This window comes from Mesorhizobium australicum, assembly GCF_900177325.1.
Classification (GTDB): Bacteria; Pseudomonadota; Alphaproteobacteria; order Rhizobiales; family Rhizobiaceae; genus Mesorhizobium_A; species Mesorhizobium_A australicum_A.
The window spans coordinates 159,171-173,443 of record NZ_FXBL01000003.1 but is presented as its reverse complement, the minus strand read 5'-3'; the positions used below and the strand labels follow the sequence as shown (position 1 = coordinate 173,443).

Here is a 14,273-nt window from a genome sequence, read left to right as displayed (position 1 = left end):
CGCAGGACAGTAGGCTTGAAGTCTGATGATGGCGCCCCGACTTCACCAGGCTTCAGCCCGGATTAGATCTGGACATGTCTCTCGCTGACCATTTCGGGCATGCCGCCTTGATCAAAAGCTTCCCCGCCGGGGGTCAGCGATCTTTTACTGCTGCTGATCGGGAAATCGGCCGCCTGATGGCGCTCCACCCGAAAGGCTTCGACCTCTCGCTGGACCGGATTGTGCCGAGTGCCGAACTTGCCAAGCGAGCGGTAGCGGCCGGCCTGTCTGCCGACCCTATCAACTCCGTCGCCAACGCCCTTGAGCGCTTGCGCGACAGCTGGAACCGGAGCGAACCCGCTCCGCGCGTCCTGATCGGCGGATCGCTCTATCTCGCCGGTGAGGTACTGGAGCAGAATGGAACGCCACCGGATTGAGGTTGCAATGATGCCCGGCACGCATACCGCGGCGCGTGACATCGACGGCTTGACGACTTGACGCAGACGGCGTTGGGCGTCCTTCCTAGCGACGACGAAAGAAAGCCGTCAGCGGCACGCGGGCGGCCGCGACAGCGCCTGCAGCGTGGTCTTCGAGCGCTTCGAGCGCGTCATGAAAGGCGTTATGCAGAATGATGGGCGCGTGGCCCTGGAAAGTTCCCGCAGCACTTCTGCATGCATGTTCCTTTTTAAGCTCGTGTAGTCGTGCCGGAGCAATGCGATGTTTGAGCTGAAGTTCACCTGCATTCTTCTGATGCTTGCCGTACATTTACAAATTGGACCCCTGTTAAAAATGTCTGGCCGGCGGTGCGTTGTCCAATTCGAGTGCGGCCATCATCTTTCGGCCAATGCGGAAACCACCCGAACGAATGGGAAATCTACCCGTCCGGGCGTTTTCAAAGAGGCCAAAAACCGGTCTGCTTGCTCTCATGAACACAGGATTTCGGGACGATTGTTTCAACGGTTCGACTTCCGGAACAATACCAGATGAATAGGTGTCGCTTGGAGGAGAGCAGACCACTCAACTTTCGCGAGGACATCCGCAGCCTTCTTTTCAGGCTGCTTCTGGCCGTTGTCGGTGAACGCGAGCCCTATATGGCAGAGGTACTTGCCGGCCGCGTGAGCCTCGATGCGCTAGCAAGCGAGCGGCGTATTGCTGCGTTGCAGGCGACTGGCATCTGGTTTCAGCTCGTCGCGATCGCCAATGAACTGCTTGCCATGCGTTCGCGCCGCGCGCTCGAGCAGATGGGCGGCGCCGACGAGGTAATCGGCTCCTTCGCCAATGTCATTGGCGAAATGGCAGCCGGCGGCTACCCTGCGGAACAGATCCAGGCCACCCTCGACGACCTCTGCGTCGGACCGACGATGACGGCGCATCCGACCGAAGCCAAGCGGGTCACCGTTCTTGAAATCCATCGCCGCATCTACCGCAAGCTGACCGAACTCGAACAGCAACGTTGGGCACCGCGCGAGCGCGAGCAGCATATCAACGACCTCAAGAGCGAAATCGAGCTCTTATGGATGTCGGGCGAACTGCGGCTCGAACGGCCATCGGTGGAACGCGAGATCGCCTGGGGGCTGCATTTCTTTCGCGAGGTTATCTTTGACGCGACGCCCAAGCTTTATGACAGTGTCGAAGAGGCTTTGGCGAGGCACTACCCGGAGTATGATCTTAAGGTGCCATCCTTCATGCGCTTCGCGTCATGGATAGGCGGTGACCGTGACGGGAATCCGAATGTAACGGCCAGCATCACTGTCTGTGCGCTTGACGAGTGCCGCCAAGCTATCATCGGCTGGTATATCCAACAGGTACGCCGGCTGGTCACCGTGCTCAGCGTCAGTGCCAATGTCGTTAACATCCCGGAAACCTTCACGAAGGCGCTCGGACGGGCATTGCATCGCAGCGGCAATGCCGCCGAGATCGTTGCGCGAAACCCCGACGAGCCGTTGCGCCAGTTCTCTGCCGCGATGCTCGACCGCCTGGAGGCGATGCGCGGCGAGGCTTCGGCCAAGCCTTATGCCCGTTCGGATGCCTTCAAAGCCGACCTCCGTGAGCTGGAAAACGTGCTGGCCCAGCTCGGCGGCAAGCTGATCGCCAAGCGTTTCGTCCGGCCCCTGCGACAACAGGTCGAGACCTTCGGCTTCCGCACCGTTTCCCTTGACATTCGCCAGAACTCCACCGTCGTCAATCGCGTTCTGACCGAGCTGTTCAAGCTCGCCGACGCGGCCGGCGCACCGGCGCCTGACACGCCGCAATGGACATCGCGTATCAGAGCGGCGCTGAATTCCGGCGAACAGCTGGAGGTCGACCGGCTGGCTCTGTCCGACGAAGCGCAGGAGCTTCTCGACCTGTTCGACGTCATCCGCAAAGCTTCGACTGGGCTGAACGGCGGCCCCGTTGGCGCCTTCATCCTTTCGATGACGCGGTCGACCGACGATCTTCTGGCCGTCTATCTCCTTGCGCAATATTCCGGGCTGGCAACGGCGGTCGACGGTAGCGGAACCATTGCGCTTCGCGTCGTGCCGCTGTTCGAGACCATTGCCGATCTGCGCGCCGCACCAGACATCCTCGACCAGTTGTTCAGCATCTCCATCGTGCGCCGCTCTGTGCGCGATTTTGGCAACCGGCAGGAAGTCATGCTCGGCTATTCCGACTCAAACAAGGACGGTGGCTTCCTCGCGTCGAATTGGGAGTTGAACAAGGCACAGAGGCGGATCACGGGCCTTAGCCAAAAGCGCAACGTCAAGATCAGCTTCTTCCATGGCCGTGGCGGTTCGGTCAGCCGTGGCGGTGCGCCGACCGGCCGGGCGATCGCCGCCCAGCCTGCCGGTACTGTCGGCGGTGCCATGCGCGTGACAGAACAAGGCGAGGTGGTGTCGTCGAAATTCGCCAATCGCGGCACGGGGCTTTACCAGCTCGAAATCCTGGCGGCGAGCGTTTTTGCCCACAGCGTCAAATCGCAGAACGAAGCCGAGCTCAAAGATATGCCCGAGTTCAGCGAGGCGCTCGAAGCGCTGACCGGTATGTCACAGGCCTCCTACTCGGGCCTCATCAATGAACGTGGCTTCATCGACTATTTCAACCAGGCGAGCCCGGTGGAGGAGCTGTCGCTGCTCAAGATCGGATCACGCCCGGCGCGCCGTTTCGGTAGCGGCGATATCTCCAATCTTCGTGCCATCCCATGGGTTTTTGCCTGGAGCCAGAACCGTCATCTGCTGACCAATTGGTACGGCATTGGCAGCGCGCTCAACTCGTTCGTCAATGTTCGCGGCGACGCCGGGCTGGAGCTGCTGAGGCATATGTTCGAGCGGTCGCGCTTCTTCCGTCTCATCATCGACGAGGTCGACAAGGGACTCTATCAGTCAGACATGGAGATTGGCCGACTGTATGCCGGTCTGGTGCAGGATCGCGAGGCGGGCGAACGCATTTATCGGAAGATCGCTGCAGAATTTGTACTGACCCGAAAAATGATCGCCACGGTCAATGGCGGCGTGAAGCTTTCAGAGCGGTTCCCTGCTTTCAAGCGGCATTTCGACCGCATCAGACCGCAGATGGACAGTACACACCGGCTGCAAGTGCAGCTCTTACGCGAGGTCAGGACGCAGGACAGCGCCGCTGCAACGCCTAAGCCGGCGACAACCGCGCTTTTGTTTTCTATCAACTGCATTTCCGCCGGCCTGGGCTGGACGGGGTGACCACAATGCATGGCGCCGCAAAGGGAGAAACCTCATGAACATCACCACCAGACCTGGCCTTGGAAGTGCACATGGTTTCTTCCGCACGGGCATGGCTCAGGCGGATCCCGCCATCGGCGACGCCGTGCAGCGCGAACTCAATCGTCAGCGCGACGAAATCGAGCTGATCGCATCCGAAAACATCGTCTCCAGGGCGGTGCTTGAGGCGCAAGGTTCGGTGCTGACCAACAAATATGCAGAAGGCTATCCAGGCCGCCGCTACTATGGCGGCTGCCAGTTCGTCGACGAGGTCGAGGATTTGGCGCGCGAGCGTGCCAAGGCTATGTTCGGCTGCAGCTTTGCAAATGTCCAGCCCAACTCCGGCAGCCAGGCCAACCAGTCAGTGTTCATGGCGCTGATGCAGCCGGGCGACACTTTCCTCGGTCTCAACCTCGCCGCCGGCGGGCATCTCACTCATGGCGCGGCGGCCAACCAGTCAGGCAAGTGGTTCAATGCCGTTTCCTATGGGGTTCGGCCCGATACCCATCGCATTGACCTCGACCAAGTGCGCGACCTTGCGCGCAAGCACAAGCCGAAGGTGGTTCTCGCCGGCGGCTCGGCCTATCCGCGTATCATCGACTTCAAGGCGTTCCGTGAGATCGCCGACGAGATCGGCGCCAAGCTGTTCGTCGACATGGCGCACTTTGCCGGCCTGGTCGCCGGCGGCGTCCATCCGAACCCGCTCGAGCACGCCCATATCGTGACCACGACCACGCATAAGACCTTGCGCGGCCCGCGCGGCGGCATGGTGCTGTCCAATGATGAGGAGATCGGCAAGAAGATCAATTCAGCGGTGTTTCCCGGCCTGCAGGGTGGGCCGTTGATGCATGTCATCGCTGCCAAAGCAGTGGCCTTCGGCGAGGCGCTGAATCCCGACTTCAAGGTCTATGCGGCCAATGTCGTCGCAAATGCCAAAGTGCTTGCCGAAACGCTCGCTGACGGCGGCGTTGACATCGTCTCGGGGGGTACGGACACGCATCTGATGCTGGTCGACCTGCGTCGCAAGAACCTTACTGGCAAGGCGGTGGAGGCGGCCCTCGGCCGCGCCCACATCACCTGCAACAAGAACGGCATTCCGTTCGACCCGCAGGGGCCGATGGTCACTTCAGGTGTCCGGCTTGGCACGCCCGCCTGCACGACCCGCGGTTTCCTTATCGACGAGTTCCGTCAGGTGGGGCGCATGACGATGCGGGTGATCGACGGCCTGGCAGCTCACGGCGAAAAGGGCAACGCCGCAATAGAGTCAAGCGTTCGCGAAGAAACACGCGAACTGGTCGACCGATTCCGAATCTACGACTAATTCCTGTCGCTGCGGAGCGGCATGGCCGGAGTCTAGGCTTGGAATGCGTCGACACGAGGCCGATGTTGGATGACTAACCGATGGCGCAAAAGAAGAAGCTCAATGTCTTGATTGCCGAACGCAATCCGCTGGTGATTTCGGCATTGTGCAACTTGATAGGCCGTGACGACCGCTTCGATTCCGTCATGGGCATCCGGAGCGGCGAACCGTTCATTCGGGCCATCGAGGGAACGCAGCCAGCCTTCGACGTAGCCATCCTCGGCTGGAAATTGTCCGACATGGATGCCGGCGACGTGTTGGCCGAGCTTCGGCGTCGGGAACTTGCTGCGCAGGTGGTTGTCTTTTCCAACGATCATTTTGAAGCAATGCGTGCGGCTCGGCGCGCAGGGCTTCTGCTACCAGTTCGACGATCCGTGCATCCTGGTCGATACTCTGCTTGCGGTCCACAATGGCCGCATCTGCATTCCCTATATATATGTTGGCAAGATCAACGAGATGCCGCTGACGCCGCGCGAACTCGAACTGCTCGGTGTTTGGCCGACGGTTGGACCAACCTGCAGATCGCTACCCGGACCGGGATCTCGGGGAACACGGTGAAATATCACCTGAAGAATTTCTACGACAAGGTGTGCGTAACCGCGCCATGGCGGCCGCGCTCTACGCCAGTGAGCGCAACCGAGGCCCGCAACCGAGCCCGCGATAAGCCCATATTCAAAGTGGCGCAGGAGGTGCCAGATGACGCATCTATGGCCACACCATGGAGTACGTGACGCTAGTGGCGGAGGTCAGAGTTCGGCTTCCACCATGCCGTCTTCACAGGGATTTAAAACATCATCGGTAGCTGGACCGTCTTCAGCAGATAGGCGCTTCATGGCCCGCGAGGAGAGAGTATGACCATGCAGGGACGGCAGGCACGGGATCGCGGGCCTAAGGGACGGGCGCTGGATGACGTTGCGCTTGCCGAGGTTCGTGAACTTCTCGGCGCCCGCGAACGGCGCCGCGACCTGCTGATCGAGTTTCTGCATCTGATCCAGGACCGCTACGGTTGCCTGTCGGCCGCCCATCTGCGGGCACTTGCCGAGGACATGCGCCTGTCCCAAGCCGAGGTCTATGAGGTCGCAACGTTCTACGACCATTTCGATGTCGTCAAGGAAGGCGAGGCGATGCCCGCGCCGCTGACGATCAGGGTCTGCGATTCGATAAGCTGCGCGCTGGCGGGCGCGGAAGACCTGCTTGGCGAGCTTGCCGGTGGGATCGACCCGCAAGCCATTCGCGTGGTGCGCGCGCCCTGCATGGGCCGCTGCGCCGGCGCGCCTGCTGCGCGTATCGGTGACCGCGAAGTCGACCACGCCAGCACTCAGGGCCTGTTGAACATGGCCCGAGAGGGCGAAACCGACGTCGTCGTGCCCGAGTATATCGGCCTCGAGGCTTATCGCGCGGCGGGCGGCTACCAATCGCTGCAGAAAGTGCGCAACGGCGCGCTCAGCATCGACGCCATCATGGAAACCATGCAGGAAGCAGGCCTGCGCGGCCTCGGAGGCGCAGGTTTTCCGGCTGGAAAGAAATGGGGCTTTGTCCGTTCCTATCCAGGCCCGCGGCTGATGTCGATCAATGGCGACGAAGGCGAGCCCGGCACGTTCAAGGACCGTATTTACCTCGAAAAGGACCCCCACCGGACCTTCGAGGGCGCGCTGATTGCCGCGCATGCGGTCGAGGCGGAGCGCATCTATTACTATATGCGCGACGAATACCCGGCGGTGCTGCACATTTTGCGCGCCGAGATCGCGGCGCTCGAGGCGGCGGGCATCGTAAAGCCCGGCTTCATCGAGCTCAGGCGCGGCGCCGGCGCCTATATTTGCGGCGAGGAAAGCGCGATGCTGGAATCGATCGAAGGCAAGCGCGGCATGCCGCGCCATCGCCCTCCTTATATTGCCGAAGTCGGCCTGTTCGGCCGTCCGACGCTCAACCACAATGTCGAGACGCTGTGGTGGATCCGCGACATCGTCGAGAAGGGCGCCGAGTGGTTCGCAGCACAGGGCAAGCCCGGCCATCCCGGGATCAGGTCGTGGTCTGTGTCGGGCCGGGTGAAAAACCCGGGCGTCAAGCTGGCGCCGGCGGGGGTCACGGTGCGCGAACTGATCGACGACCATTGCGGCGGCATGGCCGAGGGCCATGAGTTCAAGGCCTATCTGCCGGGCGGCGCCTCGGGCGGCATCCTGCCGGCTTCGATGGGCGACATCGAGCTCGATTTCGGCGGCGAGCTCGCCAGGCAGGGCGCCTTCGTCGGGTCGCATGCGGTCGTCGTGTTCTCGCAGGCCGACAGCATGAAGGACGTGACCGTCAACCTCCTGAAGTTCTTCAAGCATGAGAGCTGCGGCCAGTGCACGCCCTGCCGTGAAGGCACCGAAAAGATGGTAACTCTGCTCAAGAAGCGGGGAGCCTCCGACGATACCGCGATGCGCGACCTTGAAATGGTGATGCGCGACGCGTCCATTTGCGGACTTGGTCAAGCTGCGCCCAATCCGGTAAACCACTTGCTGACGCATTTCCGGGATGAGCTTTGAGATGACGAACCAGATCGCATTCACCCTGGACGGCAAACCGGTCACCGCCGGCGAAGGCGAGACCATCTGGGAGGTGGCCAGGCGCGAAGGCACGAAGATTCCGCATCTGTGCCATGTCGACATGCCCGGCTACCGGCCCGACGGCAATTGCCGCGCCTGCATGGTCGACATCGAGGGCGAGCGCGTGCTGGCCGCCTCCTGCATCCGCAAGCCGACCGCCGGCATGGTGGTGAAAACCGACACCGAGCGCGCGCAAAAATCGCGCGCAATGGTGTTCGAGCTTCTCGCCAGCAATATGCGGCCGGCAAATGACGGTCCGGATAACCAATCGGCGTTTTGGCAATGGGCCTCGTCGATGGGAATTTCCGGCGGCCGCTACGAATCCAAATTCGCGAGCGAAGATCTCAGGCCGGAGTTCGACATTTCCAACCCCGCCATCGCCGTCAATCTCGATGCCTGCATTGCCTGCGGCGCCTGCGTCCGAGCCTGCCGCGAGGTCCAGGTCAACGACGTTATCGGCATGGCCGACCGTGGCAACCATTCGGTTCCCGTCTTCGACATGCATGACCCGATGGGGCTTTCCACCTGCGTCACCTGCGGCGAATGCGTGCAGGCGTGCCCGACCGGCGCGCTCTATGAGAAGTCGCTGATGGACAAGGCGGGAAAAACCCGCGTTGTGCAAGAATTCGACAAGGTCGTCGACACGCTCTGCCCCTTCTGCGGCGTCGGCTGCCAGACCAGTGTCGCCGTAAAGGACAACCGGATCGTCCAGGTAGATGGCCGCAACGGCTACGCCAATGAGAACCGGCTCTGCGTCAAGGGCCGCTTCGGCTTCGATTATGCGATGTCCAAGGAGCGGCTGACCAAGCCGCTGATCCGCCGCGACGATGCTCCCAAAACGGGCGATCTGGACCTGCGCGGCGTCGACCCGTTGACCGTGTTCCGCGAAGCCACGTGGGAAGAGGCAATGGAACGCGCAGCCGTCGGCCTCAAAAAAATCCTCGACACAAGGGGCGGTCAGGCGCTGTCGGGCTTCGGCTCGGCGAAGGGCTCGAACGAGGAGGCCTATCTGTTCCAGAAACTGGTGCGCCTGGGCTTTGAAACCAACAATGTCGACCATTGCACACGCCTTTGCCACGCCTCTTCGGTCGCGGCGCTGATGGAAGGCGTAGGTTCCGGTGCGGTCTCGGCGCCCTTCACCGACGCGCTGAAGGCCGAGTGCATCATCGTCATCGGGGCGCGCCCGACCACCAACCATCCGGTGGCTGCGACGTATTTCAAGCAGGCGGCCAAACGCGGCGCCAAGCTGATCATCATGGATCCGCGCGGCCAGGACATGATGCGCCACGCCACGCATTCGCTGCGCTTCAAGGCGGGCAGCGATGTCGCCATGCTGAACGCGCTGCTGCACGTCATCATCGAGGACAAGCTCTATGACGAGCAATACATCCAGGCGAATGTCTCCGGTTTCGAAGCGCTGAAGGCCAAGGTCAAGGATTTTTCGCCCGAAGCCATGGCTGACGTTTGCGGCATCGAGGCATCAGTCCTGCGCCAGGTCGCGCGCACCTATGCGACGTCGGAGCGTTCGATCATCTTCTGGGGTATGGGAATTTCGCAGCATACCCACGGCACCGACAATGCGCGCTGTCTGATCGCGCTGGCGCTGATCACCGGCCAGATCGGCCGGCCGGGTACCGGCCTGCACCCGCTGCGCGGCCAGAACAACGTGCAGGGCGCATCGGATGCCGGCCTCATCCCGATGTATTTCCCCGACTACAAATCCGTGGAAAACATCGACATCCGCAACGCCTACGAGAACTTCTGGGGCCAGACGCTGGATCCGAAGCGAGGCCTGACGGTCGTCGAGATCATCGACGCCATCCATGACGGCGAGATCAAGGGCATGTATGTCATGGGCGAGAACCCGGCCATGTCCGATCCCGACCAGACGCACGCCCGCGAAGCGCTGGCCATGCTCGACCATCTTGTCGTTCAGGACATTTTCCTGACCGAGACGGCCTGGTACGCCGATGTCGTGCTGCCGGCCTCTGCCCATGCGGAAAAGACCGGCACCTACACCAACACCAACCGGCAGGTTCAGATCGGCCGTCCGGCGATCGACATGCCGGGCGAGGCGCGCCAGGACTGGGAGTTGATCGTCGATCTCGCCAACCGGCTTGGTCTCGGCTGGAACTACGGCCATGTCTCGGACGTCTATACCGAGATGGCCAGCGTAATGCCTTCGCTGAAGCATATCTCCTGGGATCGCATCGAACGCGAGGGCTCGGTGATCTATCCGGCCGACGGACCAGACACGCCCGGCAACGAGATCGTCTTCTCGTCGGGCTTCCCGACTTCGGACGGCCGCGGCCGTATAGTTCCCGCGGATCTCCTGCCGCCCGACGAGGTGCCGGATGCCGAATATCCGCTGGTCCTCACCACCGGCCGTCTGCTCGAGCATTGGCATACGGGCGCAATGACGCGGCGGGCCGGCGTGCTCGACGCAATCGAGCCGCGTGGCATCGCAGCCATGAATCCGCGCGAGATCGCCAGACGCGGGCTGCACCAGGGCGACATGGTCGAGGTGGAAACGCGGCGTGGCACGGTCGAAGCCATTCTTCGCGCCGACCGGGAAGTCGCCGACGGCATGGTGTTCATGCCGTTCTGCTTCAACGAAAGCCCGGCCAACAAATTGACCAATCCGATGCTAGACCCTTACGGCAAGATTCCGGAGTTCAAATACTGCGCCGCACGAATTGCGCCGATGGCGAAGCAAGAAGCTGCCGAATGACGGCGGTGGAGATCGCGCCGACCGGCTCCTCTTAACTTTAACAGTTTCTTGGGCGGCGGTTGGCGCTTGAGAAGCTACCGAGCGATCGAAAACGGATGCGCCGAGATTGCTAGCGCTTGTATGGATTGTTGATTTGCACTGAGAGCTGACCCGGGATTTGTGCCGAGATTTGACCCGCCTATTAGAGCGTTTCATGTTTTGACGGAAGCGTATCCGGCATTGGCGAGGTAGTTGGAGCATTCTGCTGGTTCGATGGTGGAGACGAGGCGGCCGATGTGACGCCAGGTCTCCTCGACGGTTCGTTTGTGGGCATGTCGCATCCAGTGCTTGATTTTGGCGAAGGCCTGCTCGATCGGATTGAGGTCTGGTGAGTATGGCGGCAGGAACCAGAGCCTTGCTCCTGCCGCTCTGATAATCTGACGGACAGCTGCTGATTTGTGGCTGCCCAGATTATCCATGACGACGATGTCGCCGTGCCGCAGGACCGGAACGAGCTCCTGCTGGACATAGGCGCGGAAGCATTCGCCGTTGATGGGGCCGTCGAAGACGCAAGGTGCGGTGAGTTGGTCGCAGCGCAGCGCGCCCAGAAAGGTCAGCGTGCGCCAGTGACCATGCGGAGCAAAGCCGCGCAGCCGCTGCCCCTTCGGACCCCAGCCGCGCAAGGGGGACATGTTGGTCTTTATCCAGGTCTCGTCGATGAAGACGAGACGTGCGGGATCGAGGCCGCCCTGCCAGGACTTCCAGCGCCGGCGCCGGCGGGCGATGTCGGCCCGGCCCTGTTCAAGGGCGAACAGCGTTTTTTTTGAAGCTGAGGCCCTCGCGCCGCAGGAACTGCCACACCGCGTTGTGGGACACCCTTACGCCGCGCGCGGCCAGTTCGTCCTTCAGCCGATGCAGCGTCAGGTTCGATGTCTCGTTGATCCGCTCGACGATGAACGCCCGGTGCGGCTCCAGAACGCGACGGCGATGGCCGCCCATCTTGCCAGGCGCAACGCTGCCCGTCGTCCGATAGCGCTGCGACCACTTCACAACTGACGAGACCGCAACGCCAAACCGCGCCGCAACGCTGCGGCTGCTTTCACCCGACACAACCGCAGCAACAACACGTTCGCGAAGATCGTTCGAAAGGGCCCGTGTCATCCGATGCTGGCCTCCTTCCAGCCAGCATCTTGAATCACAAATCAGCCCGATCTGGAATCCCCTTCGATTCAGTCAAGCAATGAAACGATCTAGGTTTGGTTCGTGTCGGCTGTAGTGGTCAAGGTGCTTCGTTTCTCCTTCGTCGTTTTGGACTCATGCGCCGAGCTATTCTTGAAGCGGAAGCTGTGGTTTCCGGTTTCGAGGATGTGACAGTGATGCGTTAGGCGATCCAGCAACGCGGTCGTCATCTTGGCATCGCCAAAGACGCTGGCCCATTCGCTGAAGCTCAAGTTGGTGGTGATGATGACGCTGGTGTGCTCATAAAGCTTGCTCAAGAGATGGAAGAGTGACCTGAGACCCTGAACTTCCACCAGATTTGGGTAGAGTCCGCCGATCACGTGGTCCGAACCCATTCTTTGGATCGCCGGAAGGTGGAGTTTCCGGCTTTTTTTCACGACGGCGGGCTGGTGACGCCATCGGGATTGACCAACGAGATCGGGGGCTTGTGACCGATCGCGCCATGCGGGCGCTCCTCGTTGTAGTATCTGCGCCAACCCTCCATCTTTTCGGCTGCATCCGCAAGCGTTAGGAACCAGTGAGCGTTCAAGCATTCCGCCCGGAAGCGTCCGTTGAAGGCTTCGATGTAGGCGTTGTCGGTGGGCTTTCCCGGCCGTGAGAAGTCGAGCGTGACGCCGTTGGCGTAGGCCCACAGGTCGAGGTCGCGGGAGATGAACTCGGAGCCCTGGTCGACGCGGATAGTCTTCGGATAGCCGAGCCGGGGACAAACCTGTTCCAACGTCCTGACAACGTCTTCCCCACGATAGCTGAACCGGGGATCGAGCACTGGCACATAGCGCGAGAACGTATCGACGACCGTCAGGACGCGGATCTTTTTGCCCGTGGCGAGTTGATCGTGTACGAAGTCCATCGCCCACACATCGTTCGGACCGACAGCAGCCGCGCGATCCTCCCGCAGCTTCGCCTTGACACGTCGCTTCGGCGTCTTGTTCCTGAGCTGCAAGCCCAAATCCCTGTAAATGCGATAGGTTCGCTTCATGTTGACGTCCCAACCCTCACGTTTCAGCATGACGTGCACACGCCGGTAGCCGTAGCGGACGCGCGTCGCACAGATGTCCTTGATCCGAGCCTCGATGCCGGCCTGATCGCGGCGGCGGGACTTGTAGTGATAGGTCGATGTGTCGAACTCCAGAACCCGGCAGGCCCGCCGGATCGACACGTCCCACTCACTACACGTCTGCGCCACCAGCTCGCGCTTGCGACCAGGCCTCACAGTTTTCGGCGGATCACGTCCTGCAGCATCTCCTTGTCCAGCGATAGATCCGCCACCAGCTTCCTGAGCTTGCTGTTCTCGTCCTCGAGCTGCTTCAGCCGCTTCATCTCCGTCGGCAGCAGGCCGTCGTATTTCTTCTTCCAGTTGAAGTAGGTCGCCTGGCTGATCCCGGCCCGGCGGCAGATCTCCGCCACCGGAATCCCGTCCGCTCCCTGCTTCAAGATGAACGCCTTCTGCGCGTCCGAAAACTTCGATGCCTTCATCACTCTCCGCTCCTCCCAGCCAAGGGGATGTTACCGCGGAAAACTCCAGTTCAGGACGATCCAGTTTTCGGGGTTCAGATCACACGGAGACGGACGATGCGACCCTCGCGGTTCACGGAAGAGCAGATCATCGGGATGCTGAAGGAACAGGAGGCCGGTGCGAAGACGGCGGATGTCTGCCGCAAGCACGGCATCTCGGCAGCGACGTTCTACAAGTTCAAGGCCAAGTTCGGCGGGATGGAGGTGTCCGACGCCCGTCGCCTGAAGGCTCTGGAGGACGAGAACGCCCGGCTGAAGAAGCTCCTGGCCGAGCAGATGCTCGACAACGCGATCCTGAAGGATGTCGCCGCAAAAAAATGGTGACGCCCGATGCGAAGCGGGAGGCGGTGGCTCATGCCTGCGAGGTGCATGGGGTGAGCCAGCGTCGGGCGTGCCAGGCTCTGAACATCGACCGTTCGACGGTGCGCTACATCAGCGCCCGTGCGGACGACGGGCCGTTGCGTGAGGCGATGAAGGCCGTGGCGGCGGAGCGCCGGCGGTTCGGCTATCGCAGGATCCACATCATGCTGGACCGGCAGGGCATCGTGATGAACCAGAAGAAGCTGCGGTGCCTCTACCGGGAGGAGAAGCTGCAGGTGCGCCGGCGCGGCGGACGCAAGCGGGCGCTGGGCACGCGCAGGCCCATGCTCGTGCCCGATCGCGCCAACACTCGATGGAGCTTGGACTTCGTCTCCGACACCTTCACCGATGGCCGTCGCTTCCGGGTGCTCGCCATCGTCGACGACTACACGCGGGAATGCCTTGCATTGATCGCCGACACCTCGCTGTCGGGCCTGCGCGTCGTGCGCGAGCTGGACGCTGTCATCCGCCGGCGCGACCGGCCGGACACGATCGTCTCCGACAACGGCACCGAACTGACCTCGATGGCGGTCCTGCGATGGTGCCAGCAGACCGGCGTCGAATGGCACTACATCGCGCCTGGGAAGCCTACACAGAATGCGTTCGTGGAGAGCTTCAACGGGCGCTTCCGAGACGAGTGCCTGAACGACACGCTGTTCTCGACGCTGTCCGAAGCCCGCAGCGTCATCAACTCATGGAAGGAGGACTACAACCACCACAGACCCCACTCGGCCCTCGGCAACATGCCGCCAGCCGAGTTCGCAATGAAATCCACACTGGAAAAACAGGCCGCATGAGGCCACAAAACGAAACCA

8 protein-coding genes and 3 pseudogenes are annotated in these 14,273 nt (G+C 61.6%); 7 read left to right on the top strand and 4 right to left on the bottom strand.

Annotated features, from left to right (window positions below; all coding sequences use genetic code 11):
* Positions 1 to 206 precede the first annotated feature (206 nt).
* Positions 207 to 416, top strand: a pseudogene (locus tag B9Z03_RS01985) (bifunctional folylpolyglutamate synthase/dihydrofolate synthase); the annotation flags it as partial.
* Between the two features lie 85 nt (positions 417 to 501).
* On the opposite strand, the gene B9Z03_RS29230 reads toward B9Z03_RS01985, so the two are convergent.
* Positions 502 to 744, bottom strand: a complete 243-nt coding sequence (locus B9Z03_RS29230; protein ID WP_139832127.1) for a hypothetical protein — start codon at positions 742 to 744, stop codon at positions 502 to 504.
* A gap of 233 nt (positions 745 to 977) precedes the next feature.
* Between B9Z03_RS29230 and B9Z03_RS01980 the strand changes: the two genes are divergently transcribed.
* The 5 genes and pseudogenes from B9Z03_RS01980 to fdhF all read left to right on the top strand — a co-directional run bounded on the left by B9Z03_RS01980 (position 978) and on the right by fdhF (position 10,365).
* A complete protein-coding gene (locus tag B9Z03_RS01980) occupies positions 978 to 3,671 on the top strand; it encodes a phosphoenolpyruvate carboxylase (protein ID WP_085462644.1) in 2,694 nt (897 codons plus the stop codon).
* A gap of 34 nt (positions 3,672 to 3,705) precedes the next feature.
* Positions 3,706 to 5,010: a serine hydroxymethyltransferase gene (glyA, locus tag B9Z03_RS01975; protein ID WP_085462643.1), complete on the top strand. Its 1,305-nt coding sequence runs from the start codon at positions 3,706 to 3,708 to the stop codon at positions 5,008 to 5,010.
* A gap of 80 nt (positions 5,011 to 5,090) precedes the next feature.
* Positions 5,091 to 5,713: pseudogene (locus B9Z03_RS01970) on the top strand (LuxR C-terminal-related transcriptional regulator).
* Between the two features lie 187 nt (positions 5,714 to 5,900).
* On the top strand, positions 5,901 to 7,574 hold the full coding sequence (locus B9Z03_RS01965; protein ID WP_085462642.1) for an NADH-ubiquinone oxidoreductase-F iron-sulfur binding region domain-containing protein: 1,674 nt from the start codon (positions 5,901 to 5,903) through the stop codon (positions 7,572 to 7,574).
* 1 nt (position 7,575) lies between these two features.
* On the top strand, positions 7,576 to 10,365 hold the full coding sequence (gene fdhF, locus B9Z03_RS01960; protein ID WP_085462641.1) for a formate dehydrogenase subunit alpha: 2,790 nt from the start codon (positions 7,576 to 7,578) through the stop codon (positions 10,363 to 10,365).
* 191 nt (positions 10,366 to 10,556) lie between these two features.
* Here fdhF and B9Z03_RS01955 read toward each other — a convergent pair.
* The 3 genes and pseudogenes from B9Z03_RS01955 to B9Z03_RS01945 form a co-directional block, all read right to left on the bottom strand.
* Positions 10,557 to 11,505 (bottom strand): IS630 family transposase gene (locus B9Z03_RS01955; protein WP_139832126.1). Its coding sequence is split into 2 segments (ribosomal slippage): positions 10,557 to 11,168 and positions 11,170 to 11,505, totalling 948 coding nucleotides; the frame shifts between segments, so codons are not numbered across the junction.
* A gap of 89 nt (positions 11,506 to 11,594) precedes the next feature.
* Positions 11,595 to 11,852 (bottom strand): annotated as a pseudogene (locus B9Z03_RS01950) (ATP-binding protein); the annotation flags it as partial.
* 104 nt (positions 11,853 to 11,956) lie between these two features.
* Positions 11,957 to 13,059 (bottom strand): IS3 family transposase gene (locus tag B9Z03_RS01945; protein WP_139832125.1). Its coding sequence is split into 2 segments (ribosomal slippage): positions 11,957 to 12,798 and positions 12,798 to 13,059, totalling 1,104 coding nucleotides; the frame shifts between segments, so codons are not numbered across the junction.
* A gap of 96 nt (positions 13,060 to 13,155) precedes the next feature.
* Here B9Z03_RS01945 and B9Z03_RS01940 point away from each other — a divergent pair.
* Positions 13,156 to 14,255, top strand: a protein-coding gene (locus B9Z03_RS01940; protein WP_432416978.1) for an IS3 family transposase whose coding sequence is annotated in 2 segments (ribosomal slippage) — positions 13,156 to 13,405 and positions 13,405 to 14,255 — 1,101 coding nt in all. Because the reading frame shifts where the segments join, the coding sequence is not laid out codon by codon here.
* Positions 14,256 to 14,273: the final 18 nt, after the last annotated feature.